The sequence below is a fragment of the Variovorax sp. Soil_C_17 genome (assembly GCF_057657265.1).
Map to the genome: position 1 here is coordinate 188,851 of NZ_JBDGIT010000005.1, position 23,590 is coordinate 212,440.

Here is a 23,590-nt window from a genome sequence, read left to right on the forward strand (position 1 = left end):
CGCCCACCAGGCACAACCAAGGAAGCTGCAATGAGCATGTCAGAAAGGCCCGGCGTACCGATGAAAGCGCCCGAACTGCTGCGAGCGGACCTCAAGCTCGAAGTGATCACGATCCCTGTCTCCGACGTCGAGCGAGCAAAGCGCTTCTACGAGCAGCTTGGCTGGCGCTTGGATGCCGACCTGGCAAATGGCGAGTCATTCCGCGCTCTCCAGTTCACGCCGCCGGGATCCTCGTGTTCGGTGCACATCGGAAAGGGCATCACGCCTGCGATCCCCGGATCCGCGCACGGGCTCCTTCTTGCGGTGACGGACATCGAAGCGGCCCGATCCGAACTGATGCAGCGTGGCATCGAGGTAGGAGAAATTTTCCATCGATTGCCGGGGGAAGCGCCCGCAGCGGGGCCGCATGCGGCCAGGCAGACGTACTGCTCTTACGCCGCATTCAGCGATCCGGACGGCAACGCGTGGCTGCTGCAGGAAGTCTCGTCCCGCCTGCCAGGCCGGGGCGATGCGAACCTCGTGCAATTCAACTCGCGGGCCGAGCTGGAGGCGGCGCTGCAGCGGACTGCCATCGCGCACGGCGAGCATGAAGAGCGCACGGGCACGGAGTACGATCCAAACTGGCCGCGATGGTATGCCGACTACCTTTTTGCGGAGCTGACCGGCGCGCCGCTGCCCACGTGATGGCGGGCGCCGGCGCATGCAGCCTAGCCGATCCTGATGAGTCCCCGGCGATTGGCTTCCAGGGTGGCCGCCATCCGAGAAGGCGCATCGAGCTTGCACATGATCGCTCTGACATGCGTCTTGACGGTACCTACTGCCACATCGAGCTCGTTGGCGATCGCCTTGTTGCACCGACCGAGTGACAGCAGGTCCAGGACCTGCATCTCGCGGCTGGTCAGATTCTCCAGTTCCAGCGACTCCGCCAGGTGGGCGGCGATATCCCCGGGAATGTGGCGCTGGCCGCTCGCCACCCTCTGCAAGGCACTGCGGATCTCGTCGATGCCGTCACTGGGCCTGACGAAGCCGAGAACGCCGCTCCTGAACGCCTCGCGCACGCTCAGCGGCCGGCAGCCGTCGGTGATGAGGACGATTCGCACCTGCTTGGCCCGGGAGACGAGCACGTCCATGAGCTGAGAGAGACTGCCGTCAGCCGACCAGCCGTCCGTCAGGGCGAGGCAGGGACCGACGCGTGTGCAAGCTTCCGCGAGCTCGCGCAGCGTGCTTGCCGAACCCGCCAGGCGCAGATCGGGCAGGGTGCCGATGACGCTCTCCAGGCCGAAGCGCAGCGCCGGGGAAGCGGTGCCGATCACGACTGCATCGAGACGCGCCGGGGCGGCCGGAGCCGAACGATCGCCCACGCGGGAACCGAGCATCGTGCCGATCGCATGGTAAGGAATGGGCATCTGGGATCTCCTCGTGGTCGGCAAAAAAGTGACTTGGGCGCATTGCATCCATGGTGGACCTCGGCCGCTGGAGGCGCCAGTGAATCGGTGTGAATAGGCGTCAAGCCCGCGGAACCGACAACGCCCGGGATGCGAACGGCGTCCGCCGCCTTCTGGCAAAGCCCGTTGCCTCGTGGTGCTAGGCCATTTCTTCAAGCAGGACGCGTGCCGTGCGAAGGTCGACATCCTCGAGGCCCTCGGTGAACCGTTGAAAGGGCGCACGAATGAGCTGAGCGGCCGCTGTCACGCGGCCGCTGGAACGCCACAGCCGCCCGAGGCTCATGGCGGCGCGCAGTTCCCAGGCGAGCGCCCCTTGTTTGCACGAGATCTCCAACGATCTCGTGAAGAAGGATTCCGCTTCTGAAACGGCCGCTTCCGTGCCGTGCTTCAGGATGCTTTCGCCATGACGGCGCAGCACCTCGGCGGCGCACCATCCCACACGGCCTTCCAGCACACGCCGGAGAACGACCTCTCCAGTGCGTTCTTCGAAGAGGGTCGCGATGCAATCTTGCACCATCACATTGCTGGTTTCCGGCAGCAACCCGGAAGACTGCGGATGCGCGGACGTTGCCTCGACCTTCTGGAAGGACAACACCGCGTGATAGCAGTGCCCCCAAGATTGCCAGTAGGCGGACGGGTGTCGCGCCGAATGCTCGATCAGCTTGTCCACGAGCTCGCGGGCGCGCGTCTCGTCGCCTCGCCACAGTGCGATCGGACACGCCGCCAGCGCAAGAGACTGGGTGAACGCGAAAGGGTTCGCGGCCGCATGCTGCATGCACTCGTCTGCCATCGCGAGGGCCTGATCCGCATTGCCCTGGAGCCACAGAATTCGCGCGAGCACGATGCGCATTGCAACAGAGTGAGGAACAGGGCTGACATATTCGAGCGGCAGCCTTCGAGATGGATCGAGAAGCACGCTGCGGGCATGGCCGAGAGCCTCGATGTGATCGCCCATGAAGTGGCCGGACTGCGCCAGCAGGCGCTGCGACAGCAGCAGCGCTTCCGGATCTGCTGCATCCTGCGCGCGCGCCTTCATCTTGCGCGCGACGGTGATGGCCGACGCGTAGTTGCCCTCGCGGAAGTGCTTGCCCCACAAGCCGTACAACGCAGTCACGTGGTACTTCGGCTTGCGCAGTCGGCGCGCCAGGGCCAGGTTGCGCGCGACCACGTCGGCCAAGGGCTGGCGCTGGTAGTCCAGGCGGCCTCCCGGGAAGAGGAGCGCCGCGTTGAGCCGCATCTCGATCTCCGGTTGCTCCGGTGACGGGAGGTGGATTCTTTGAAGGGCCTGATCGATCCGGCCGTAGTGTGCGTCCAGCAGCCCGAGCTCGTAGACCGGCAGCAATGCAGCCGCCGTGAGGCGCACGCCGACGCCGGCATGCGCGTCATTCGAGAAGCACCATCCGATGGCAGTCCAGACGTCTTCCATGCTCCCGCAATAGCTTTCGAGCCATGTGACGCGCGGCATGGACCTCCAGTCTTCCTCGGCACGTGTCAGCAGCTCAAGGAAGAAGAGGGCGTGGCGCGAGGAGGCATTTGCGCTGTCGATGCCGGCAACGAGTTGTTCAATGGCGTATGCGCGGGTCGTCTCCAGCTGTCGATACCGGATGACGCTGTCGCCTGTGAAGCTGGAGATCAGCGACTTGGAGACCAGGTTCATCACGCACTCCGCCACCTCGCCGCGAGAGATCCTGTCATCCGATGCCACGGCCTGAGCCGCGTCGAGCGTGAACGCTTCGACGAACACGGCGAGGCGGCTCAGCACGATCTGCTCTTGCATTGACAAGAGCTTGAAGCTCCAGTCGAGCGTCGCCTTCAGGGTCCGATGCCGCGGCAGATCGGTGCGGCGGCCGCGCGTCAGGAGGCGCAATCGGTCACTCAGATCGGCTGCCAAGCCGCGCACCCCGAGGCTGTCGACGCGTGCTGCCGCGAACTCGATGGCAAGCGGGATGCCATCGAGCTGCCGACACAGACGACCCAGCAGCGGCGCGTCGGTGTCGGAGAGCGTGTAGCCGTCGACGGCCGCACTGGCTCGCTGTGCAAACAGCCGAATGGCGGGAAACTCGAGGGCGCGGGCCGCGGTCAGGTCTTCCGACGGCGACGGCATCCGGAGCGGAGGCAGCCTGTAGACCCACTCCCCCTCGGCAAGCAGCGGTTCGCGACTGGTCGCCAGGATCGACAGGCGTGCGGCGCTCTTCAAAAGGCTCTCCGCCACGGTGGCCGCGGCGCCGATGACCTGCTCGCAGTTGTCCAGAACGACTAGAACCTTCTTGTCGCGCAGGAACGAGCACAAGGTGGGTAGCGCGTGTTCCGGCGTCGTGGAGATCTCCAGGGCGGTCGCGACAACATTCGCGACCCTCGATTCCTCCGCGATCGGTGCCAGGTCGACGAAGCGCACACCGTCGCCGAACACGCCGAACAATTGCTCCGCCACGGCCAGCGCCACGGTGGTCTTGCCCATGCCTCCGGGCCCTGCAATGGTCACGAAGCGTCGCTCGGACAACAGCGCGGCCAACTGTTCGACTGCGTCGGAACGGCCGATCATCGCAGTCAGATGAACAGGGAGGTTGTGCGAGGTGGGTACAGGGCAATGATGCTCATCGTGCGACGAAGGCGAGGCGGCAACGGGTGAAACGAAGCAATAGCCGCGACCGGGCACGTTGGTGATGAAGCGAGCTTCGTCATGTCCATCCCCCAGTACCTTTCGCAGCGCGGACACATGCACGCGAAGGCTGGTTTCCTCGACGACCGTGTCGGGCCACACCAGTGCCTCGAGCTCCCTGCGGCTGACAACCTGCCCGGCGCGCTCCACGAGCGCGACGAGCAGATCGTAGGCGCGGCTTCCCAGCCTCACGGGCCTGTCTCCCTCGAGCAGCACTTTGCGCCGGGGCGACAACAGGAAGGAGCCGAACCTCAGATCCGCTTCGGTGGTGTTCGTCGTCATTTGCGAATGCTCCGATGCTGGTGGCGAGATCACGAGAGGTTCTGTCGCACGGGCGCCGGCGCTCAGGACCTAATGTGGCTGAAGTCGGACGCCGAATCAACAGCGGCATGGTCGTTGTGCCAGCTTTCCCGAAACAGGCGCCGCATCAGGCCCCTCAGCCACACGGAGCCACCGTCGCGATGCACCCGCTCGTGCCAGTACTGCGCAATGGTCATCGTCGGCATGGTCACGGGCAAGGGGAGCACCTGAACCCGGTTGCCGCGTGCGCACAGCTCTGCGAGTGGCCGCGGGATGCATGCCACCAGGTCCGTGCGCGCGACCACCTCCGCCAGGCCGAGACCATGGCTGACCTCCAGCACCCTGCGCCGCGTCTTGGCGAACTGCGCGAGAAGTTCGAAGATCCGCTCGTCGATGGCGCGATGGCTGCCCACCGCCGGGCGGTAGACAAGATGGGGCGCGGCGGCGAGCTGCTCCAGCGTGCAACTGCCTTGGATCGAGGGATGGGCGGTGCTGGCGATGATGGCGTACGGCGACTCGAAGAGCGTGCTTCGATGGAGCGAGTCGTCGATGCTCAGGAAAAAGCCCGCTGCCAGATCGATGCCGCCCTCGGCCATCATCCGGTTGGCCTGCCGAATGTCGCACTGGCGGGTTCGGATCTCGACGCCGGGCGCCTCGCGTCGTACCACTTCCAGCAACGAAGGCAGAAACACGAGCTGCGCCGTGTCGCTCATGTAGAGCACGAAGCGACGCTCGCTGGTGGCCGGATCGAAGGCCTCGCGGGCTGCAAGGGCACCCTTGATCTGGGCAAGGCCGGCCTGAACCGGACCGGCCAGTTCCAGCGCGAGCGCCGTGGGCGCCATGCCCGATCCGCACTTCACGAAAAGCGGATCCTCGAGCGCCGTGCGCAGGCGCTTGAGCGCTCCGCTCATGGACGACTGGCGCATGCCGGTCTGTTCTGCAGCGACCGTGACGCTGCGCGTGCGCAGCAGCGCGTCGAAGACGAGCAGCAGGTTGAGATCCAGGCTGCGAATGTCCATGGCTGCCGCGCGATCAGGAAGACAGCGGTTCGCGTGCCCAGTCGCGAACGTAAGGTGGCGGCGTGAAGAGCCAGGCCAGCCGCTCATGCGACTCATCCGGCGATCGACCCTCCAGCATGGAATTGCGTACCAGCCGCTCCACGCCGCGCGCGTGATAGAGCCGGTCCAACATGGCCGACGAGATCTGCACACGGGCGCTTCGCACGATGCGTGATTCCTGGTAGCGCGCGAATGCCGTTTCATGGCAGCCATTGGCGGCGTCCAGTTCCGCAGCGAGACACAGTGCGTCCTCCAGGGCCATCGCCGCGCCCTGTGCTATGTACTGCACCATCGGATGCGCAGCATCTCCGAGCAGCGTGACCTTGCCTTCGGTCCAGTTGCCGACCGGCTCGCGGTGTCGGATGACGTAGCGCTGGTACTTCGAGGAAAGCGACAGGACGCGCTGGGGAACCTGCGTCCATTCGGCGAATGCGATCTCCGCTTCCTCACGGGATGCCTCTCCTTCCACGATGCCTGCCACTTCCCGATTGACGGTGGCACCCACGTTGAATTCCGTCCAGCCCCGCACGGGGTAGTAGATGAGATGCGCGTCGGGGCCGACCCACAGCGTCGCGCGCGGGTGCTGCAGGTCCGAAGGCATGCGTGCCGCCGGGACGAGCGCCCGATAGATGACAGCTCCGGCGCACACCGGATCGCCGTCATCGAGCATCTGTTGCCGAATGCGCGAGCGAACGCCGTCCGCGCCGATGAGCGCGGCGGCACGCAGCGTCTCGCCGTTGTCCGTCGACACGAGGACGCCACCGGCGTCCTGCTCATAGCGGGTGATGCGAGTGCCGGTGAGCAGTTGCACGCCATCGTGGGCCTCGCAGGCCCTCAGCAAGGCGCCGTGCACATCCGCCCGGTGGGCCACGGCGTACGGATTGCCGAAACGCTGCCGGAATCGCGCGTCGCAGGGAATGCGCAACACGGCCTCGCCGTTGGTTCCGTCCATCATGAGCATCTCTTCGAGCAGCACCGCCTGCTGCTTGATCGGCGCGCCGACGCCGAGCGCATCCAGCACCGACAGTGCATTCGGTGCCACCTGAAGGCCAGCGCCGACCTGGCCGAACTGGGGCGCCTGCTCGCACACGGTGACGCCGAAGCCCTTCTGCGCCAGCGCCAGTGCGCAGGCCAGCCCGCCGATGCCGCCGCCTGAGACGATGATGGGTTGGGGATTCCTGATCGTTGCCGAGCCGCGCATTTCAGCCTCCCACGTGCCGGTACGCGGCTACGAAGCGCTGCGAGTTGTCTGGAACGGCCGCCTGGTAGGCCGGGCGTGCCTTGGTGCGGTTGATCCAATCTTTCAGCGCGGGCCGCGTCTCCCACAGGCCCGAGAGGTTCAGCTCTTCGAGGCGGTCGATGAAGGGGGCGGCCGCGATATCGGCCAGCGAGTAGGTCGTGCCACCCAGCCAGGGCGCCCCGGTCAAACGTCGCTCGAGGCGGTCGAGCGCGGTTCGCATGGTGTGCCGGGCAGCTTCGACCTTGGCTTCATCCACCGGGCTGCGCGCGGCACGCACGAGTTCCTCGGCTCGCTGCTTGTTCGGATGTGCCTCGACCATGGCAGCCAGCTCATCGTCGGTTCGATCGGCCAGTTCGGGCGCCATCATCATTGCAAAGGTGGCCGGTCGGATCGCGGGGTGCAGCACGTCGTCCTCGTACTTCACCCAGAAGCGGGCGCGGGCTCGCTCCACCGGGTCCTCGGGCATGAGCGGCACGTCTGGGAATACCTCCTCCAGGTACTCGTTGATCAGCGTGCTCTCGTGGATCGGCACACCATCGTGCACGAGCGTGGGGACCAGGCCGTTCGGATTGATGGCAAGGTACTCGGGCCTGGTGTGTTCGAGCTTCATCAGGTCGACGTAGCGGCTCTCCCACGCCAGCTTCTTTTCCGCCATGCACAGGCGGACCTTGATCGAGCAGAACGAGCGCCAGTCGTGATACAGCTCCAGCATGATTTTTTCCTTCATCGTCGAAATGGTTGCGGGGAGTGCAGGTTAGAAAGACACGTGCCGGACGGTCAACGCTGCTCTGCCGAGTCGTCCGCGGTGCGGACAACCCAACGGTCGTGCAGCGGGCCGTCCGAACTTGAAGCTGATTCGCCTGACGAATGACGGTCTTGCACCGCATCGGCTTGCCAGGGCGCCGGCCCCCCGCAATAGTTGCTGCTCCACCGCAACGACCATCGGACCATCACTTGAACTACGGCTGCCTGCTTCCATGCGCCGACGCGCAGCACACCAGCGAGCCGCTCCGGCCGCCCAACCGGACGACGTGATCCAGTGACACAGTTTGATTTCGACCTGTATGTGATCGGAGGCGGCAGCGGCGGTGTGCGGGCAGCCCGGATGGCTGCCGCCCAAGGCGAAAGGGTGGGCTTGGCAGAGCCGAAGCCGCTGGGCGGCACATGCGTGAATGTCGGGTGCATTCCCAAGAAGCTGTACAGCTACGCGGCACACTATGCGGAAGCGTTCAAGGATTCCGCCGGCTTCGGCTGGACGCTGCCGCAGGCGCCGGTCTTCGATTGGGAGGTGCTCAAGCGCAACCGGGCTGCGGAAATTGCACGCCTCAACAGCGTCTATGGCGGCTTGCTGGAGAGTGCGGGCGTGCAGCTCCACAGGGGCCGCGCCGAGGTGCTGGATCCGCACACTGTGTACGTGGACGGCATCAGCTGGCGCGCGCGACACATCCTGGTTGCCACCGGCGGACGGCCAAGGCTGCCCGACATTCCCGGGAAGCAGCTGTTGCTGAGCTCGGACGACATGTTCGACCTTGCCTGCTTTCCCCGGACGCTCCTCGTACTGGGCGGCGGCTATATCGCGTGCGAGTTCGCATCGATCTTCGGCGGGCTGGGCGCACGCGTCACGCAGGTGCATCGCGGCGCCGCGGTGCTGAGTGGCTTCGACCAGGACGTGCGAAGCTTTGTCGCAGGTGAGATGCTCGAAGCCGGCATCGACCTGCGGCTCGGCCGCACCATGGTCGAGGTGGCATCTTGCGACGGCGGCTTCATCGCGCGGCTTTCAGACGGCTCCTGCGTGACGGCCGACGCTGTGCTCTGCGCCACAGGCAGGGAGCCGAATACGCGAGGCCTCGGGCTGGAGGCGGCCGGCGTCGTTCTGGCGGACAACGGTGCAATCCGAGTGGATGATCGCCAGCGCAGCTCGGTGCCCTCGATCCACGCGGTCGGTGACGTAAGCAGCCGGGTGCAGCTGACGCCGGTGGCGACGGCAGAAGCCATGGTCCTGGTCGACCAACTGTTCGGCCACGGCACCCGGCGCATGGACTACGACTCCATCCCCACGGCTGTCTTTACGCACCCCAACATCGCGACAGTCGGTTGGACCGAGGCCGAGGCGCGGCTGCGCTGCGGGGAGGTGTCGATTTATCGCAGCAGTTTCAAAGCCCTCAAACACACGCTGAGCGGACGCCCCAGCCGAACGTTGGTCAAGCTCGTGGTCGACACTCCAACCCAGCGCGTGGTCGGGCTGCACATGGTGGGCGAGGATGCCGGCGAGGTGGTGCAGGGCTTCGCCGTCGCGCTTCGGGCCGGTGCCACCAAGGCCCAATTCGATGCCACCCTCGGCATCCATCCGACGGTCGCCGAGGAGTTCGTCACGCTTCGGGTACCGGTGGCGGGCTGACGACAGCGCGGCAGCGGTAGTATGCAGGCCCCTCTTCCTGCCAAGCGGGCCACCGCCACTCGGAACATGGATCAGTTCGATCTGAACCTTCTGCGCACATTCGACGCCCTCTGGCGCCACCGCCACCTGGGACGCGCGGCCGAAGAACTGGGGATCAGCCAGCCGGCGTTGTCTCATGCGCTCAAGCGCTTGCGCGAACAACTGGGGGACCCCCTCTTCGTGAAGTCGCAAGGAGGCATGCAACCCTCGCCCAGGGCTGTGGAACTGGCGCCGGTCGTGCAGTCGCTGCTCGGCACGGTACGCGAGCATGTCCTCGTGGCGCCGGCCTTCGATGCAGCCGTGTCGAGCCGCACCTTCACGCTGGCCATGTCCGACATCGGCGAGGTGACCTTCCTGCCGAAACTGCTTGCGCAGCTGGCCCTCCGCGCGCCAGGCGTCGACGTGATCACGGTGTCGATGACGCCGCGCGAGCTGGCCGGCGCACTGCAGCGCAGCGAGGTCGATCTGGTGCTCGGCTTCTTCCCGGACCTCGACGGAACCGACGTCTTCCAGCAGCGGCTGTTCTCGCACGGTTTTGCGTGTCTGGTGAGTAGCAACAGCCCGGTTGCGGGAACCCCGTTGACAGCAGCGAATTTTGTCGATCTTCCGCACGCTGTGGTGAACACGGAAAGCCGCACGCACGACATCGTCGAACAGTACTTGCGCGACCATGGCATTCGTCGCCGGCAACTGCTGCGCTGCCCGCATTTTCTTGGCATCCCGCACGTCATCGCGGCCACGAACCTGGTCGCCACGGTCAGTGAATCGATCGCCGAGGTGCTCAGCGACAACCCGCTGCTGGCGGTGAAGCAAGCGCCATATCCCTTCCCGCAATATGACGTCAAGCAGCACTGGCACCGCTGCCAGCACGAGGACCCCGGCAACCGCTGGCTGCGCGGATTGGTCGCGCGGCTGTTCGGGCGGCCCGCGCCATGAGCGAGACGAGTCGCGGCGTGGCGCGCGCATTGACCGTGCTGCGCACGATCAACGCCCTACCGGGTGCCGGCATCTCGCGCATTGCGCAGGCGGCGGGCATCTCCCGGCCAGCCGTCTATCGCATCGTGCGCACCCTGGAGGAGGCCGGCTACCTGCGTTACGACTTGGCATCGGAATCTCTTCGCCTGACGCCTCTCGTTCAGCAGCTCAGCGCCGGCTACGACGAGGAAGCATGGATCACCGAGCTTGCAGGCCCGCTTCTCGACGAACTTCAACGTAAGGTGGTCTGGCCCACGGACCTGTTCTGCTTCTTCGATGACACGATGATCATGTGCCGGACCACCCGGCGCGTGAGCCCATGGACGTTCGACAAGGTGGCTGTCGGCCTGCGCATCCCGCTGCTCGTGACGGCCTGCGGCCGCGCCTATCTCGCGCACCGGGATGCTGCCGACCGCGATCAAGTGCTCGAACGACTGCTTCCGGGTGAAGGCAGGAATGCGCAGGAACGTCAGGACGCGCGCCGGATGCTGGAGCGCGTGCGCAACGACGGTTACGCGATGCGCGAGGTGGGTTTCATGCGCGAGACCAACAGCATCGCGGTGCCGGTGCTGTTGGACGGCGTTGCCCACTGCTGCATCGCGGTCACCTATATCGCATCGGCGTTGAAGCCCGAAGAGGTGATCGTTCGCTACGAGCCCCTATTGCGCGCCTGTGCCGCGAGCATCGCTGCGGTCCTGGCTCGACCTCACTGAGGCTGAACGCCCGCGGCTTTCAGGATGCGTCCGTAGCGCTCCAGTTCCGAAGCGATGATGGCGTGGTAGGCGGCGCCGTCCGCGGGGCGCCGCATCATGCCCAGCCCGTCGATGCGTTCCGAGAGCTTCGGGTCATTCAAGGCCGCAAGGAATGCTTCCTCCAGGATCTTCCGCCGATCGGCGGGCACGCCTGCGGGTGCGACGATGCCGATGGTCGGGGCCACTTCGAACCCGGCAATGCCTTGCTCCTGCATCGTCTTCACGTCGGGCAGCACAGCCGAGCGGTGCGCCGTGCTGACCGCAATGGCACGGAGCCTGCTGTCCTTGACGAAGGCGTGAACCGAGGGAATTCCGCTGAAGGCCACCTGCACATCGCCGTTCACGACCGCGGCCGCCAGCTCCGCGTTGCCTTTGTACGGGATATGCGTGAGCTTGATCCCCGCTGTCGCTGAGAGGACCTCGACGGCCAGGTGGTGGATGGAACCGACGCCGAGTGAGCCGTAGAGCAGATGCTCGGGGCGAGACTTCGCCTGCGCAACCAGGTCGCCGGGTGAGCTTGCACCGGAGCCTTGAGGGACGACCATCACGATGGGAACCGCCACGAGCCCGGCGACCGCGACAAAACTCTTGCCGGGGATGTAAGGGACCTTGGCATAAAGCCAGGGCGCGATGGCAAGCGGGCCCGAGTCCCCCACGAGCAAGGTGTAGCCATCGGGTTGGGCCTTGGCGCCGGCATCAGAGCCGAGCATGCCGCCGGCCCCGGGCTTGTTGTCGACGACGATGGGCTGCTTCAGTCGTGCAGCGGCCGATTCGGCCACCAGCCGCGCAAGGATGTCCGGATTGGAAGCCGGCGGAAAGGGGACGATGAGCCGGATCGGCTTGGATGGGAAAGCCTGCGCAAGCGCGACGTTGCACGTCATTGCCAGCACGGCAAAGGCCAGCAGCGCACGTTGGTGGATTGGCATGGTTCGTCTCCTCGTGATTTCGGGTGGGCGGGTGCATAGGACCGCCAACACGAATCTATCGCTTAGACGTCGGCGGGGAAAGCCGACCGCTGCGATGCGCAATATCGCGAAGCACGATGGCGATGCGCTCGATCTGTCGAGGGAGATCCACGACTTGAGATTGGCGGCCCATCCGGCGGAGGAGCATGCCGCTTCGTCCGCCCAGCGCTTCATCGGCGCGGAGATCCTTCCCTCCAGGATCTCCGAGCAAGATGCATCAGGCTGCTTGCGGAGACAGAATCACCGGCCGAACGACGGCCCCCGGCTCGATCGAGCTGCGCAGTGCTGTGCGGAAACCGTGCAGACGCGTGGCGAAGCTGCCATCGTCGAACTCTCGAACGGTGAATGCGGTAGTCAAGATGGGAGCAGGACCGATGATGCGGCCGATCTCCGCCGCTCGCATTGGGTGCGCCGCGGCCGCCCATGACCGATGCGACGGCCACTTTGGGCAAGCCGTCGCGCTATTTCGCCACGAAGCTGCGCATCGGACCAGCGAGTTGAAGTCCCCAGATGGGCGATACCAGCACCACCGACAAATTTTGATGCAGATCAACGGCGGCGCCCGATCCAGTGCTTAGCATCATCCAGATCCAAGCCACATCGCCGGCCCTCGGACAGCGTTCAGGAGAAGCTCAGATGGGAAGCAGATCTATTCTTGCAGGCGCATTGGCAGCCGCGCTGCTGGATGCATGCACTTCACCGCTGCCGCGTGAGCAGGCCGGAATGGTCGCAGGCGGCATCGTCGGCGTCGTAGGCTCGGAGATCGGTGGTCACGAACCACTGAAGGTCCGGCGCCAGATGCAGGAGTGAATCATGAAGACATCCTTGGCCTGCTACGGCTTCGCCGCGGCGCTCGCGCTCCTGGCGCCGAGCGCCCCGGCCCTGGCCCAGTCACGCGGCGCGCTGCTGTACGCCACCCACTGCATCGCCTGTCATACAGAGCAGGTTCATTGGCGACGGAAAAGGCTCGCCACGGACTGGACCACTCTCAAAGCGCAGGTCTGGCGATGGCAGTCGGACGCGGCGCTCGCTTGGAGCGACGATGACGTGGCGGAGGTCGCGAGGTACCTCAACGAGGAGTTCTATCGCTTTCCTCAGCCCGGTCGGGTGTCGTGCGAAGCTGGCAGTCGACCTCCCGGAAGACCGCTGCCGCGGTATGCGTGCTGAAGCGAAACCCGGCTTGTTGAGAAGCTGTGTCACACATCGACGTTGGGCGACTTCGCGTCCCCATGGTGAAAGATCAGATCGCAGGCGGGGGGCGTGCGTGCCAACGACGTGCTCGAGACCATGCGCGCCGTGCCTCGCGCGCTCTCCATGCCTCGGCTGATCTGAATGGCGCAAGCGTAGGCGTGTGGAGCGCGCGGTTTGAGGCACATCAAGACCGCGGCGGCAACGCGCGCCTCAGAACTCAGGCGGTCAGGACCGTTCCGGATCGTCACGCACCAGCAGGACAGGTACGGGGCTCTCGCGCACGACCAGATCGGCGTCGCTGCCGAGCGCCAAGCGGTTGAAGCCTCGTCGCCCATGCGTGCCCATCACGATCAGGTCGCAGCCCGAGCTGCGTGCCTCGTCGACCACGACCGTCGCGATGCGGCCGCGTGTCACCTCGCGCACGGCAGTCTCTGCCGTGACGCCCGCTGCGGTGGCTGCGGCCTGCGCCTTCGACAGCACGTTCTCGCCATACTCGCGCACCTCTCGCATCATGGCGTCGAAGCTGACGGCCGAGGACATTTCCATCAGCATGGGAAAGTCTTCGATCACGTGCAGCAGATGCAGCTTGGCCTTCTGCTCGGCGGCGAGCCGCAGTGCTTCGCGCAGCCCGCGTTCGGCGGTGGCACTGCCATCCAGGGGAACCAGAATATGTTGGTACATGGCATTTCCTCGTTTCGTCTTGAGCTCACCCGCCGCCGGCTTCGTCGACGAGCCGATTCATTCTTCGCTACCGGCGCCTCTTCGCATTTGCGCTGCATCAACATTTGCGCATGCGATCGCGCCGGCCTGCGCGGGCCAGACCTCGCGCTGCTCGTGCACGGCCAGCGTGAGGTTGTGCTCGACGGCCACGAAGTTCGCCTCGTCGGGCTTGATGCGTTCGCGAAACAGCGCCGAAGCGGCCAGTGCACCGAGCGCGGCATCGCTTTCAAGCCAGATCTGCGCGACGCCATCGAACGGCGACCCGTTGGCTTCGTCCGCGGCCACCGTGCTCTGCACGTAGCGGCGCACGCCGGGTGCCGATGCCGCCAGCGGCCCATGCTGGTGGCGCCAGTAGTGCAGCGCCTCGCCGCGCGTCGTGCCGGGCTTGTGCCGGAAGAAGGTCATGCGCTTGGGCAAGGTCTCGTCGCGCGCGATCGGCACGCCCGCGATCACCGCGTGGTCGCTCACCCGCAGGCGCAGCACCGCTTTCGTGTCGACGAAGTTCGACTCGTCGGCCAACGGACCCCGGCGCCACGCCTCGCTTGCGAACAGTTCGTCCGCGGCGCGCTCGTCATCGACCCAGAGCTCTTCCACACCCTGCCAGGGCTGTGACGGGGCAGCAACCGGCGCAATGACGTTGCGCACGTAGGCGCGCACCTGCGGCAGGGCGGCCACCAGCGGAGCGTGCCGCACCGTCCAGTGCTCCAGGAACCGGGCCCGACTCGTGTCGGGGCGGCTGCGAAACAGGAAGATCAGGTGCAGCGGCATCGCCACGCCCTCAGACCAGGGCCGGCACTTGTGCCAGCGCGTCGAGAATACGTTCGTGGCGCTGTTGCAGCCGCGGGGCCATACCGGTCGGCGTGAATACGAAGAAGTCGCCACGCGCCATGGCATCGAGCAGCATCTGCGCGACAGCGTCGGGCGGCGTGCCCGCCGCGATGCTGGCGCGCATCTGCGCGGTCGTATGGGTGGAGCGATCGGCAATGGGCGTGGCCACCGGCCCGGGGCACAGCACCGACACGCCGACCGGCGTGCCCGCCAGCTCGCGCTCCAGCGCCTCGCTGATCGCCACCACCGCGTACTTGGTGGCGGCGTACGCCCCCATGTCCACCGCGTCGTTCATCCAGAAGCCCGCGCCCGAAGCCGTGTTGACCACGTGCGCGCGCCGCCCGTGCCGCTGCAGCAGCGGCAGGAAGTGGCGCAGGCCGTGTACGACACCGAACACGTTGATGCCGAATGCGCGCTGCCAGTCGGCGAGCGTGAGCGCATCGAGCCGGCCGCTCATGTCGATGCCGGCGTTGCTGAACAGCAGGTGGATCGGTCCGAGCGCCGCGTCGAACTCGAGGGCGGCCGCGCGCACCTGCTCGTCGTCGGATACGTCGACCACACGCGTCACCACCCGACGCCCTTGCCCCGTCAGTTCCGCGCGCGCGGATTCGAGCCCGGCTGCGTCGACATCGGCCAGAGCCAGGTCGACGCCGCGTTGCGCAAGCGCACGTGCAATTGCCAGCCCGATGCCGGAAGCGCCTCCTGTCACGATGGCGGCGCCGCCGGACAGCGGCAGGGCGTCCATGCGAGAGGCGCTCACAGTGCAGGCTCCGGCGAAACGCGCACCAGCTGCTTGCCGTAGTTGGCGCCGGTGAACAAGCGCTGGAAGCCCTCGGGTGCCCGCTCGATGCCGTCCACGATGTCCACGCTGTAGCTCAGGCTGCCGTCGCGCACCCACTGCGCGAGCTGGGCAACGCCTTCTGCGAAGCGCGGCGCATAGTCGGCGATCAGGAAGCCCTGAATCGTCGCGCGCCGCATGATGACGTTGCGGAACATGCGCGGACTCCACCAGTCCCCCGTCGCGTTGTAGCTGGAGATCATGCCGCACATCGCGATGCGCGCGCCGACATTGATCTGCTCCAGCACCGCGTCCATCACGTCGCCGCCGACATTCTCGAAGTCCACGTCGATGCCGTTCGGGCATGCGGCACGCAGGTCCTGCGCCACACGCCCCGCTTTGTAGTCCACGCAGGCGTCGAGGCCGAACTTCTGCTGCACGTACTCGCACTTGCGCTCGCCGCCCGCCACGCCCACCACGCGGCAGCCGAGCAACTTGCCGATCTGCGCGGCGATCGAGCCCACGCCGCCGGCGGCGGCGGAGACGACGACCGTCTCGCCGGCACGGGGCCGCGCGACGTCGGTCATGCCGAAGTACGCCGTGAGGCCGGAGCTTCCCAGCACGCTGGCGAACGCCGACAGCGGCAAGCCTTGCTCGACCTGCACGCGGCGCACCTGTTTCGCAATGGAGTATTCCTCCCACGCCATGGGTCCTTCGACCAGGTCGCCCGGGCGAATCGCGGGGTTCCCGGACTCCACCACCACGCCCATCGTCATCCCGCGCATCGCGTCGCCGAGCCCCACCGGCGCCATGTACTGCTCGATATCGCTCATCCACACACGATTGGTGGGGGCGATCATCAGGTACACGTTGCGCACCAGGACTTCGCCATCGCGCGGCTTGGGCACCGGTGCCTCCACCAGTTCGAGGTCGTCGTTGCGCATCTCGCCCTCGGGGCGGCGGCGCAGTACCCAGCGGCGATTGATCAATTGGTTCATGGCATCTCCGAAAAGAGGTTCAATGGCTATCGGGCGCGGCATAGACCGCATGGCGCAGCAGTTCGCGGTAGCGCGCGCGCACCGCCATATCGTTGTCCTGCAGCATCAGCACCGCTACGAGCTGTTGGCGCGGGTCGGCCCAGAAGTAGGTGCCGAGCGCGCCGCCCCAGAAGAAGTCGCCCACCGATCCGGGAACGGGCGCGAGCTTCGGCTGACAGCGAACGCCGACGCCGAGCCCGTGCCCTTGCCCGAGCGCCGGTGTGGGCGCATTGATGCCCAGGCAGGGCGTCGAGGCACCGAAGGCGATGCCGGGCGGCAGGTGGTCGGCGAGCATCAGGTCCACGGATTCCCGCGACAGCACGCGCACGCCATCGAGCGTGCCGCCTTGGAGCAGCATCTCGCAGAAGCGCGCATAGTCAGCCGCGGTGGAGAGCAGCCCCGCACCGCCCGAACACCAGCGCGGTGGACGAGCGGGGTCGTAGTCGAACAGCACCGGCGGCGGTACGCCGGCGCCGCTGCGTGCCCGCGCGATGCCGGCGCCGCGGCGCGGGTTCACCCGGAAGCCGGTGTCGGTCAGGCCGAGCGGGCCGGTAACGTACTGCGCCACCAGTTCATCGAGTGCGCGGCCCGACACGACCTCCAGCACGCTGCCGAGCAGGTCGGTCGACATGCCGTATTCGAACTGCGCGCCGGGGTCGCATTGCAGTGGCAGCGCGGCGAGCTTTCTGGCCATCTGCGCGTTGTCCTGGTCGGCATCCATCACGCCGGCCGCGCGGTACATCCGCTGCACCAGCGAGTCGCCGAACATGCCGTAGGTGAGGCCCGAGGTGTGGCGCAGCAGGTCGAGCACGGTCATGGGCCGCACCGGCGGGCGCAAGGAGAGACTCCGCTCGCCGTTGGCATCTACCCGCTCCACGCCGACCTGAACGCGGGCGAATTCGGGCAGGTGATCGGCGACCGCATCGCCAAGGGCGAGCCAGCCCTCTTCGACCAGCGCGAGCGCCGTTACCGCGACGATCGGCCGGGTCATGGCGGCGATCCGGAACACGGAGTGCAGCTGCATGGGACAGGCCCGCGCCGGGTCTTCCAGACCGAATGCTTCATGCCAAGCGACCTGGCCGCGCCGCGTGACGAGCACGACGGCGCCCGCCAGCGCGCCGCACGCCGTGTCGGCTTGCAGGCGTTCGCGCAGCCGCTGCACTTCAGGCATGAGTCGCGTCCTGCCCGAGGCAACCGAGCGCGCCGGTGACAAGGAAGGTTTCAGCAGCCATGCGTTTGTCACTACTGGTTCAGCTTGATGCCGAACGCCTTGACGATCGCGCCGTTGCGTTCGTAGTCGGCCTTGAGCAACGCGGCGAGCTGCGCCGGCGTCTCCTCGATCGTGCCGTCGAAACCGGCGGCCAAGATGCGGTCCTTGAACTTCACGGTGGCAGCGGCCTTGCGCACTTCGGCGGCGATCTGGTCGGCGGCGGCGCCCGGCACGCCGGATGCCACGTAGACGCCGAACCAGTTGGTGAAATCGATCTCCGGATAGCCTTGTTCGGCAAACGTCGGCACGTTCGGCAGCAGCGGCGTGCGCGCGCCCGAAGCGACCCCGACCGCTTGCAGTTTGCCGCTGCGCACTTGCGGCAGCGAGGTGGACAGGCCGTCGAACATGATGTCGATCTGCCCGCCCATCACCTGCACGAGCGCGGGCGGCGAGCCCGCGAACGGCACGTGCTGAAGGTCGAGGCCGGCCTTCTGGTTGAATATCATGCCGGCGTAGTGGGAGACGGTGCCTGCGCTGTAGGTGGCGAAGCTGCCCGTGCCCGGCTTGGTCTTCAGGAAGGCGATGAGCTCCTTGATGTCCTTGGCGGGCAGCGCAGGGTTCGTCACCAGCACCATCGTGTTCTTGGCCACGGTCGCGAGCGGCCTGAAGTCCTTCAACGGGTCGAACGCAGGCTTCATCACGTGCGGGATTTCGGTGATCACGTTGTTCGCCGTGAGCATGAGGGTCTGGCCGTCGGCCGGCGCGGCAAGCAGAGCCTGCATCGCGATCTGCCCGCCTGCACCGGGCTTGTTGTCCACCATCACCGGCTGGCCGAGAGAGGCCGCCATCTGGTCGGCCAGCGAGCGCGCCACGATGTCCATGGCGCCGCCCGCGGGCGCGGGCACGAGCAGCTTCACCGGCTTGCCGGTCCAGGACCACGCGGGGGAGGCGAGGCCCACCGACATGGCGGCTGCGGCGGCGGCACACATGCGCATGGCCTGTCGACGAGAAATATTCATGTTTGATCTTCCAGGGGCACGGGTTGGGGGGGCGGCGCTCAGGTCGTGTAGCCGCCGTTGGGGCCGAGGATTCGGCCTTTCAGTACGTCGCCTCGCCGACGATTCCCGCGCGCTCCATCTTGCGTTCGCACGGCGGGTAGTCCATCACGGCGTAATGCTGGGTGCAGCGGTTGTCCCACATCGCCACGTCATTGGCGCGCCAGCGCCAGCGCACCTGGTATTCGGGAATGCAGGCCTGGTTGATCAGGTACTGCAACAGTGCCGAGGAGCCCTGCGTATAGTCCTGGCCGCATCGCACGTTCTCGGCGGTGTGGAAGTTGGTGAAGTGGGTCGTGAACGCATTGACGAAGAGGACCTTCTCGCCCGTTTCCGGGTGCGTGCGCACCACCGGGTGCTCGGCGTCCGGAAACTGTGCCTTGAGTGCGAGCCGCTTCTCCGTCGGCATCGCAGCACCGAAGCTGGCCTCGATGCTGTGGCGCGCGCGCAGCCCTGCGATCCGGTGCTTCACCTGCTGCGGCAGTTTCTCGTAGGCCAGCGCCATGTTCGCCCACATCGTGTCGCCGCCCACCGGCGGGCACTCCACGCACCGCAGCACGCAGCCGAAAGGCGGCCGCTCGCGCCAGGTGGAGTCGCAGTGCCACGAGTTCTCGTACCGGTCGTTCGGCTGCTCCGGCGACTTGTAGATGCGCACGAGGCCGGGATGGTCGGGGTCGCTGCCGGCCACGGGGTGGTCTTCCAGCTCACCGAAGTGGCGGGAGAACGCCACGTGCTGCGCTCGCGTAATGTCCTGGTCGCGGAAGAATAGAACTTTGTGCCGCAGCAGCAGCGCCCTGATGTCCGAAACGAGGGCGAGGTCGCGCGACGCCTCGCCGAGGTTCACGTCACCGATCTCCGCCCCGATGGAACAGGTGAGCGGCTGAACGCGGATGGCCATGGTGTCTCCTTGTGGAATGCAGCAAGGTTAGCCAGGGCGGTCGGCCCCCGGCCCCCCATCGCAGAGGGGGGCGCCGACCGAGCTAGGCGGCTTCGGTCAGCAGTCCGAGAATGCGCGCGCGCGACACCACCTGCTTGCGCGTTCCTGCGTCAAGCTTGGCAAACAGGTTCTTCACGTGCCACTTGATGGTTTCCTCGCCCGACTGCAGCGCGAGGCCGATCTCCTTGTTCGAGAAGTTGCGCGCGAGCAGTTCCAGCACCTCGCGCTCCTTGGGTGTGAGGGCCATGCTGGCCGTCGCCTTCCAGCCCACGGCGGGGCGCGGCGCCCGAGGCTCGGGCGGCTGCACCGCAGGCGCGGCCGGAGCCGCTGCCATGCCCTGCACGGTCGCCACCCATTCCCCGAGCGCCGGGTGAGCGTCGCCGAAGACGCGCTGCAGGCCATAGGCCGTCGCCAGATCCAGCGCCTCGCGCAGCAGCGGTTTCGCGTGCTCGCCGCAACGGTCGAGCGCGAATGCGCGCAGGCCGAGCAGCTCGATGCGCAGCCTGCCTTGCCGCGCCTCTCGCGCCATCGCGTCGGCCTGGGCCAGCGGCTGCAGCGCACCGCGCCAGTCCTGCGCCGAGATGGCGGCATACCCGTGCGCCAGCGCCTGCAGCAAGCGCACGCTGCGCTGCCACAGCGGCCCCTGCGGCAGCGCCGGGTCGGCCAGCAGTGCGTCCAGCTCCAGGCACAGGTCGGCGCAGGTGGCGCTGTGAAAGCGCCGGGCATGCATGCGGACCTGCTCGGCCAGGCTGGCGACGCGCAGCCGTGGCAGCTTGCGTGTCACGCCGACGGCGTCGAGTGAGCCCAGCAGTTCCGCCGCGCGGTGCTCGGACTGGGTAGCGGCGGCAATGCGGGCCAGGGTGCGGTAGGCGAGCAGGACGCTCTCCGGCAGCGCCGTCCGCTCGATGACATCGAGGCGGTTGGCCAGCACCGCCATCGCTTCCTCCGGCCGGTCGCATTCCCACAGCGCGGCCGCGCGCAGGCTGGCGAGCATGCACGCGAACGGATGGCGCCGGCCCATCTCCGCCTCGGTACTCGCCAGCACCGGCCGCAGCAGCTGGTCGGCCAGCAGCACCTGGCCTTCCCAAAGGTAGCTGAGCGCGATGATGAAGTCGCCCCAGCGGTCCAGGTAGTCGGGACCACCGTCGCGCGGGGCCTGCTGCTGCCGCAGGCGCGCGATCGCCGGTTCACCCGCCAGCAGCGCACGGAACGCCGTGCGGTTGGCGTGGATCTTTCGCACGAAGGCGCTCGCCAGCCGGGGCGGCTCGACCCACGGATCGTGCAGCGCCGCGAAGCGGTCGAAGTCGTCGGCGAAGTTGGCCGCGCTGCCGCGGATCAGCGCGCATTCGCAGCGCAGGCCCTCGTCCGTGTCGGGCTGGGCGAGCAGGCGCGCAACGAGCTGCTCCGCCTCGTCGTGTCGCTCGCCCGAGGCGAGCGACCAGGCCGCGGCGAGGAGCAGCCGGGGCCGCCGGTCAAGCTCCTGCGCGGGCAGCCGCTGCAACCACTCGAACACCGTGGCGCGCCGGCCCTGGGCCATCAGGGAGTCGTACAGGCTGCGCTCGGCGAGCTCGTAGGCCATCTGCTCGTGCCCCGCTGCAAGTGCATGGCCCGCCGCCTCATCCACCATGTCGTGCCCGGCCAGCCAACGGGCTGCCTGGGCGTGGATCGCCGCGCGCTCCCCGGCGGGAAGCTCGTCGAAACGCAGCCGCAGCACTTCGCGTGCGAGCGAGTGCATGCGCAGCCATTCGCCTTGTTCGACCGCAATGAACACGGGCGTGTCGCGCACCAGCTGGGCGAGCCGCGCCTGCGCGTCCTGCTCCGGAAGGAGCGCCTCGGCCAAGGCCGGGTGGAGCGGGTCGACGATGGAAACCCGAACCAGGAAAGCGAGGTCGGTCGGATCGAGGTTGCGCAGCAGCAGTCCCACGAACTGAGTGCGCAACGCACCGCCGCGCAGGTCCACGGTCGGCAGTTCGGGGCGGTCGCTGCCCGGCTCGGTGACCGACAGCGCGAGCTGCAAGCCGAGCGGCCACCCTTCGGTCATCTCGTGCAGGCGTGCCGCCTCGTCGCGGCTCACTGCGTCGCCGCGGCGCGTACGCGCCAGCGCCAGTGCTTCGTCGAACGTGAATCGCAACTGCTCCGCGCCGGCCAGCGCGCATTCACCGTAGAGCACGAGGTCCTGCATGCCGAGGTCGCAGTCGGTGCGCGCCGCCACCACGCAACGCAGGTTGGGGGGCATGTTGTGCAGCAGGTAGGCGAGCGATTCGCGTGTGGCGGCAGGCAGCCGGTCGGCTTCGTCCACCATCAGCACCAGGTCGAGCGCAGACTGGACCACCTCGGCGAGCCAGGCCGTGACCGCTTCCAGCCCGTCGCGCGGCGTGGCTTCGAGAAGCGAGTGGCCGAAGGTCGGACGGCCCGCCGCCACGCGCACCGCCAGCGCCAGGCTCTGCACGAAGCGCGGCGGATCGTCCTGCGGCTGCGCGGATACCCACGCGACCACGGCGCCGCGAGCGAGATGCTCGCGCCGCCATTGGCCCAGCAGCGACGTCTTGCCGAAGCCGGCAGGTGCCTGCACCAGCACCACGCGCTGATCGCGCCAGTGCGCCGCCTCCGAATGCATCCGGGGCCGCGCTACCTGGTGCCGGGGCACGCGAGGCGGCGTGACTTTGAGCAGCAGCTCGCCGGCATGGGTGACCACCGGCTGAGCGGCGCCGGATCGGGGGTGGGAAGCTGTGGACGCGGGCACGGTCGTTGGCGGTTGTGAAACCGCAACTTCTATCCTACTCCTGGGCAAGAGGAGCTTTCGGCGCCACCCGGTCGCAGACGGTTCATCGCGTGAGCAGCGCGCCGCTGGCCATCCGGCACGGCGGGCGCGGTGGCGATCAGGCGGTTTCCAGGGCGTGCTGCAGGAAGCCGCGTTGCCCGGCCTTGCGGTTCGGCGCAAAACCGTTCCTGGCCAGGGTCTCGTCCGCGTCCTTGTAGAACTCGCCCAGGCGGTAGATCTTGCGGGCTTCCGCGCAGGTGGCCACTTCGCGACCCATCTCGCGGCTGATGCGCACCAGTTGCTCGATCTGCCTGACGCTCGACATCTTGGCCGACTGGTCCTGCGTCCAGATGTTGTCCTCGATGCCGCAGCGCACGTGCAGGCCCATGGCAATGGCCATCACGTTGATAGGCAGGACGTTGACCATCGACGACTCCAGTGTCAACACCCCGCCATCGGGAGCAGCCCGCACGAAATTGGCGAGGTTGTAGATATTCGGCGCCTCGAAGCCGCCGCCGATGCTGATCCAGGTGAAGATCAATGGCACGTTGCAGACGCCGCGGCGCATCATGCGCTCCACGGTCTCGAGCTGCGTGATGTTGGCCAGTTGGAAGTGCGCCTGAATGCCGGCAGCCGACAGACGGCGCACGTGCTCTTCCAGCCAGCCGGGACCCGCGGGGATCGTCATTTCGCGATAGGCCTGGTAGAGCTCCGGACGGCTGATGGAGGTGCCGCGCAGGTCGGCCTCGGTCATCTGCTCCACGATGTTCATCTGGTTGGAATTGACAGCCACCGTCACCTGATCGGGCTTGGGCGTGAGCTCGGCCAGCATGTGACGCGTATCGTCCGCCAACCACTTTGCCGCTTCGCCTTCGCCTTCGGGCGAGAAGCTGATGGAGCCGCCGACCTGGATGATCATTTCCGGCACGCGCGCCCGGATGCCCGCGATCAGCTCGTTGAACTTGGACAGGCGCTTGCTGCCTTTGCCGTCTTCCTCGCGCACATGCAGGTGAAGCACGGTGGCGCCGGCGTTGTAGCAGTCGACTGCCTTCTGGATGTGTTCCTCCATGGTCACGGGGATGTCTTCCGGGAAGTCCTCGGGCTCCCATTCGGGCCCGTAGGGTGCCACGGTGATCACCAGCTTGTCCTGGTTGACCGGGTGAAGAGAGCCGTCGAGAAAGTTCATATCGAATCCTTGGATGTGGTGGGAAGGAAAAATGTCAGAACGGCGCGTCGCCGACG

At 67.0% G+C, this 23,590-nt stretch carries 21 protein-coding genes; 6 read left to right on the plus strand and 15 right to left on the minus strand.

Annotation, left to right across the window (positions count from 1 at the left end; translation table 11 throughout):
• The first annotated feature begins 30 nt into the window (after positions 1-30).
• The gene (locus tag AC3A6Y_RS23695) at positions 31-684 is read left to right on the plus strand and encodes a VOC family protein (protein WP_487870691.1); all 654 of its coding nucleotides are present in this window, start codon (positions 31-33) and stop codon (positions 682-684) included.
• A 23-nt stretch (positions 685-707) separates the two neighbouring features.
• Here the strand turns inward: AC3A6Y_RS23695 and AC3A6Y_RS23700 are convergent, their stop codons facing one another.
• The 5 genes from AC3A6Y_RS23700 to AC3A6Y_RS23720 all read right to left on the minus strand — a co-directional run bounded on the left by AC3A6Y_RS23700 (position 708) and on the right by AC3A6Y_RS23720 (position 7,414).
• Positions 708-1,406, minus strand: a complete 699-nt coding sequence (locus AC3A6Y_RS23700; protein ID WP_487870692.1) for a LuxR C-terminal-related transcriptional regulator — start codon at positions 1,404-1,406, stop codon at positions 708-710.
• A gap of 178 nt (positions 1,407-1,584) precedes the next feature.
• A complete protein-coding gene (locus tag AC3A6Y_RS23705; RefSeq protein ID WP_487870693.1) occupies positions 1,585-4,386 on the minus strand; it encodes an ATP-binding protein in 2,802 nt (933 codons plus the stop codon).
• Positions 4,387-4,448: 62 nt separating this feature from the next.
• Positions 4,449-5,423, minus strand: coding sequence for a LysR family transcriptional regulator (locus tag AC3A6Y_RS23710; protein WP_487870694.1), 975 nt, complete (start codon positions 5,421-5,423; stop codon positions 4,449-4,451).
• A 13-nt stretch (positions 5,424-5,436) separates the two neighbouring features.
• Positions 5,437-6,663, minus strand: coding sequence for an FAD-dependent monooxygenase (locus AC3A6Y_RS23715; protein WP_487870695.1), 1,227 nt, complete (start codon positions 6,661-6,663; stop codon positions 5,437-5,439).
• Between the two features lies 1 nt (position 6,664).
• A complete protein-coding gene (locus AC3A6Y_RS23720; RefSeq protein WP_487870696.1) occupies positions 6,665-7,414 on the minus strand; it encodes a glutathione S-transferase family protein in 750 nt (249 codons plus the stop codon).
• A 327-nt stretch (positions 7,415-7,741) separates the two neighbouring features.
• On the opposite strand from AC3A6Y_RS23720, the gene gorA reads away from it, so the two are divergent.
• From gorA to AC3A6Y_RS23735, 3 genes are all read left to right on the plus strand, one after another.
• Entirely contained in the window at positions 7,742-9,100 is a 1,359-nt protein-coding gene (gorA, locus tag AC3A6Y_RS23725) for a glutathione-disulfide reductase (protein WP_487870697.1), read from the plus strand.
• Between the two features lie 66 nt (positions 9,101-9,166).
• Positions 9,167-10,075: a LysR family transcriptional regulator gene (locus AC3A6Y_RS23730; RefSeq protein WP_487870698.1), complete on the plus strand. Its 909-nt coding sequence runs from the start codon at positions 9,167-9,169 to the stop codon at positions 10,073-10,075.
• Entirely contained in the window at positions 10,072-10,827 is a 756-nt protein-coding gene (locus AC3A6Y_RS23735) for an IclR family transcriptional regulator domain-containing protein (RefSeq protein ID WP_487870699.1), read from the plus strand. The genes AC3A6Y_RS23730 and AC3A6Y_RS23735 overlap by 4 nt, the downstream gene beginning before the upstream one ends.
• Here the strand turns inward: AC3A6Y_RS23735 and AC3A6Y_RS23740 are convergent.
• On the minus strand, positions 10,821-12,005 hold the full coding sequence (locus tag AC3A6Y_RS23740; RefSeq protein ID WP_487870700.1) for a Bug family tripartite tricarboxylate transporter substrate binding protein: 1,185 nt from the start codon (positions 12,003-12,005) through the stop codon (positions 10,821-10,823). The two genes, AC3A6Y_RS23735 and AC3A6Y_RS23740, sit on opposite strands and share 7 nt — an antisense overlap.
• A 462-nt stretch (positions 12,006-12,467) precedes the next feature.
• On the opposite strand from AC3A6Y_RS23740, the gene AC3A6Y_RS23745 reads away from it, so the two are divergent.
• On the plus strand, positions 12,468-12,641 hold the full coding sequence (locus tag AC3A6Y_RS23745; RefSeq protein WP_487870701.1) for a hypothetical protein: 174 nt from the start codon (positions 12,468-12,470) through the stop codon (positions 12,639-12,641).
• Between the two features lie 3 nt (positions 12,642-12,644).
• Positions 12,645-12,998, plus strand: coding sequence for a cytochrome C (locus AC3A6Y_RS23750; RefSeq protein WP_487870702.1), 354 nt, complete (start codon positions 12,645-12,647; stop codon positions 12,996-12,998).
• 249 nt (positions 12,999-13,247) lie between these two features.
• On the opposite strand, the gene AC3A6Y_RS23755 is transcribed toward AC3A6Y_RS23750, so the two are convergent.
• From AC3A6Y_RS23755 to AC3A6Y_RS23795, 9 genes are all read right to left on the minus strand, one after another.
• Positions 13,248-13,703, minus strand: coding sequence for a universal stress protein (locus tag AC3A6Y_RS23755; RefSeq protein WP_487870703.1), 456 nt, complete (start codon positions 13,701-13,703; stop codon positions 13,248-13,250).
• A 57-nt stretch (positions 13,704-13,760) separates the two neighbouring features.
• Positions 13,761-14,510 (minus strand): EthD family reductase, encoded by a 750-nt coding sequence (locus AC3A6Y_RS23760; protein WP_487870704.1) that lies wholly within the window; start codon positions 14,508-14,510, stop codon positions 13,761-13,763.
• Between the two features lie 10 nt (positions 14,511-14,520).
• On the minus strand, positions 14,521-15,330 hold the full coding sequence (locus AC3A6Y_RS23765) for an SDR family NAD(P)-dependent oxidoreductase (protein WP_487870705.1): 810 nt from the start codon (positions 15,328-15,330) through the stop codon (positions 14,521-14,523).
• Positions 15,327-16,346: an NADP-dependent oxidoreductase gene (locus AC3A6Y_RS23770; RefSeq protein ID WP_487870706.1), complete on the minus strand. Its 1,020-nt coding sequence runs from the start codon at positions 16,344-16,346 to the stop codon at positions 15,327-15,329. The genes AC3A6Y_RS23765 and AC3A6Y_RS23770 overlap by 4 nt, the downstream gene beginning before the upstream one ends.
• Positions 16,347-16,365: 19 nt before the next feature.
• On the minus strand, positions 16,366-17,556 hold the full coding sequence (locus AC3A6Y_RS23775) for a serine hydrolase domain-containing protein (RefSeq protein WP_487870707.1): 1,191 nt from the start codon (positions 17,554-17,556) through the stop codon (positions 16,366-16,368).
• 71 nt (positions 17,557-17,627) lie between these two features.
• Positions 17,628-18,614, minus strand: a complete 987-nt coding sequence (locus AC3A6Y_RS23780; protein ID WP_487870708.1) for a Bug family tripartite tricarboxylate transporter substrate binding protein — start codon at positions 18,612-18,614, stop codon at positions 17,628-17,630.
• A 79-nt stretch (positions 18,615-18,693) separates the two neighbouring features.
• Complete coding sequence (locus AC3A6Y_RS23785) at positions 18,694-19,542, minus strand: TauD/TfdA dioxygenase family protein (RefSeq protein WP_487870894.1); 849 nt, start codon at positions 19,540-19,542, stop codon at positions 18,694-18,696.
• 88 nt (positions 19,543-19,630) lie between these two features.
• On the minus strand, positions 19,631-22,330 hold the full coding sequence (locus tag AC3A6Y_RS23790) for a winged helix-turn-helix domain-containing protein (protein ID WP_487870709.1): 2,700 nt from the start codon (positions 22,328-22,330) through the stop codon (positions 19,631-19,633).
• 136 nt (positions 22,331-22,466) lie between these two features.
• Positions 22,467-23,534: a beta-keto acid cleavage family enzyme gene (locus AC3A6Y_RS23795; RefSeq protein WP_487870710.1), complete on the minus strand. Its 1,068-nt coding sequence runs from the start codon at positions 23,532-23,534 to the stop codon at positions 22,467-22,469.
• Between the last annotated feature and the right edge of the window lie 56 nt (positions 23,535-23,590).

Coding starts and splice junctions, on each gene's coding strand:
- AC3A6Y_RS23695 (WP_487870691.1), top strand. CDS start 31: ATGAGCATGTCAGAAAGGCCCGGCGTACCGATGAAAGCGCCCGAACTG.
- AC3A6Y_RS23700 (WP_487870692.1), bottom strand. CDS start 1,406: ATGCCCATTCCTTACCATGCGATCGGCACGATGCTCGGTTCCCGCGTG.
- AC3A6Y_RS23705 (WP_487870693.1), bottom strand. CDS start 4,386: ATGACGACGAACACCACCGAAGCGGATCTGAGGTTCGGCTCCTTCCTG.
- AC3A6Y_RS23710 (WP_487870694.1), bottom strand. CDS start 5,423: ATGGACATTCGCAGCCTGGATCTCAACCTGCTGCTCGTCTTCGACGCG.
- AC3A6Y_RS23715 (WP_487870695.1), bottom strand. CDS start 6,663: ATGCGCGGCTCGGCAACGATCAGGAATCCCCAACCCATCATCGTCTCA.
- AC3A6Y_RS23720 (WP_487870696.1), bottom strand. CDS start 7,414: ATGCTGGAGCTGTATCACGACTGGCGCTCGTTCTGCTCGATCAAGGTC.
- AC3A6Y_RS23730 (WP_487870698.1), top strand. CDS start 9,167: ATGGATCAGTTCGATCTGAACCTTCTGCGCACATTCGACGCCCTCTGG.
- AC3A6Y_RS23735 (WP_487870699.1), top strand. CDS start 10,072: ATGAGCGAGACGAGTCGCGGCGTGGCGCGCGCATTGACCGTGCTGCGC.
- AC3A6Y_RS23740 (WP_487870700.1), bottom strand. CDS start 12,005: ATGAAGCGCTGGGCGGACGAAGCGGCATGCTCCTCCGCCGGATGGGCC.
- AC3A6Y_RS23745 (WP_487870701.1), top strand. CDS start 12,468: ATGGGAAGCAGATCTATTCTTGCAGGCGCATTGGCAGCCGCGCTGCTG.
- AC3A6Y_RS23750 (WP_487870702.1), top strand. CDS start 12,645: ATGAAGACATCCTTGGCCTGCTACGGCTTCGCCGCGGCGCTCGCGCTC.
- AC3A6Y_RS23755 (WP_487870703.1), bottom strand. CDS start 13,703: ATGTACCAACATATTCTGGTTCCCCTGGATGGCAGTGCCACCGCCGAA.
- AC3A6Y_RS23760 (WP_487870704.1), bottom strand. CDS start 14,510: ATGCCGCTGCACCTGATCTTCCTGTTTCGCAGCCGCCCCGACACGAGT.
- AC3A6Y_RS23770 (WP_487870706.1), bottom strand. CDS start 16,346: ATGAACCAATTGATCAATCGCCGCTGGGTACTGCGCCGCCGCCCCGAG.
- AC3A6Y_RS23775 (WP_487870707.1), bottom strand. CDS start 17,556: ATGCCTGAAGTGCAGCGGCTGCGCGAACGCCTGCAAGCCGACACGGCG.
- AC3A6Y_RS23780 (WP_487870708.1), bottom strand. CDS start 18,614: ATGAATATTTCTCGTCGACAGGCCATGCGCATGTGTGCCGCCGCCGCA.
- AC3A6Y_RS23795 (WP_487870710.1), bottom strand. CDS start 23,534: ATGAACTTTCTCGACGGCTCTCTTCACCCGGTCAACCAGGACAAGCTG.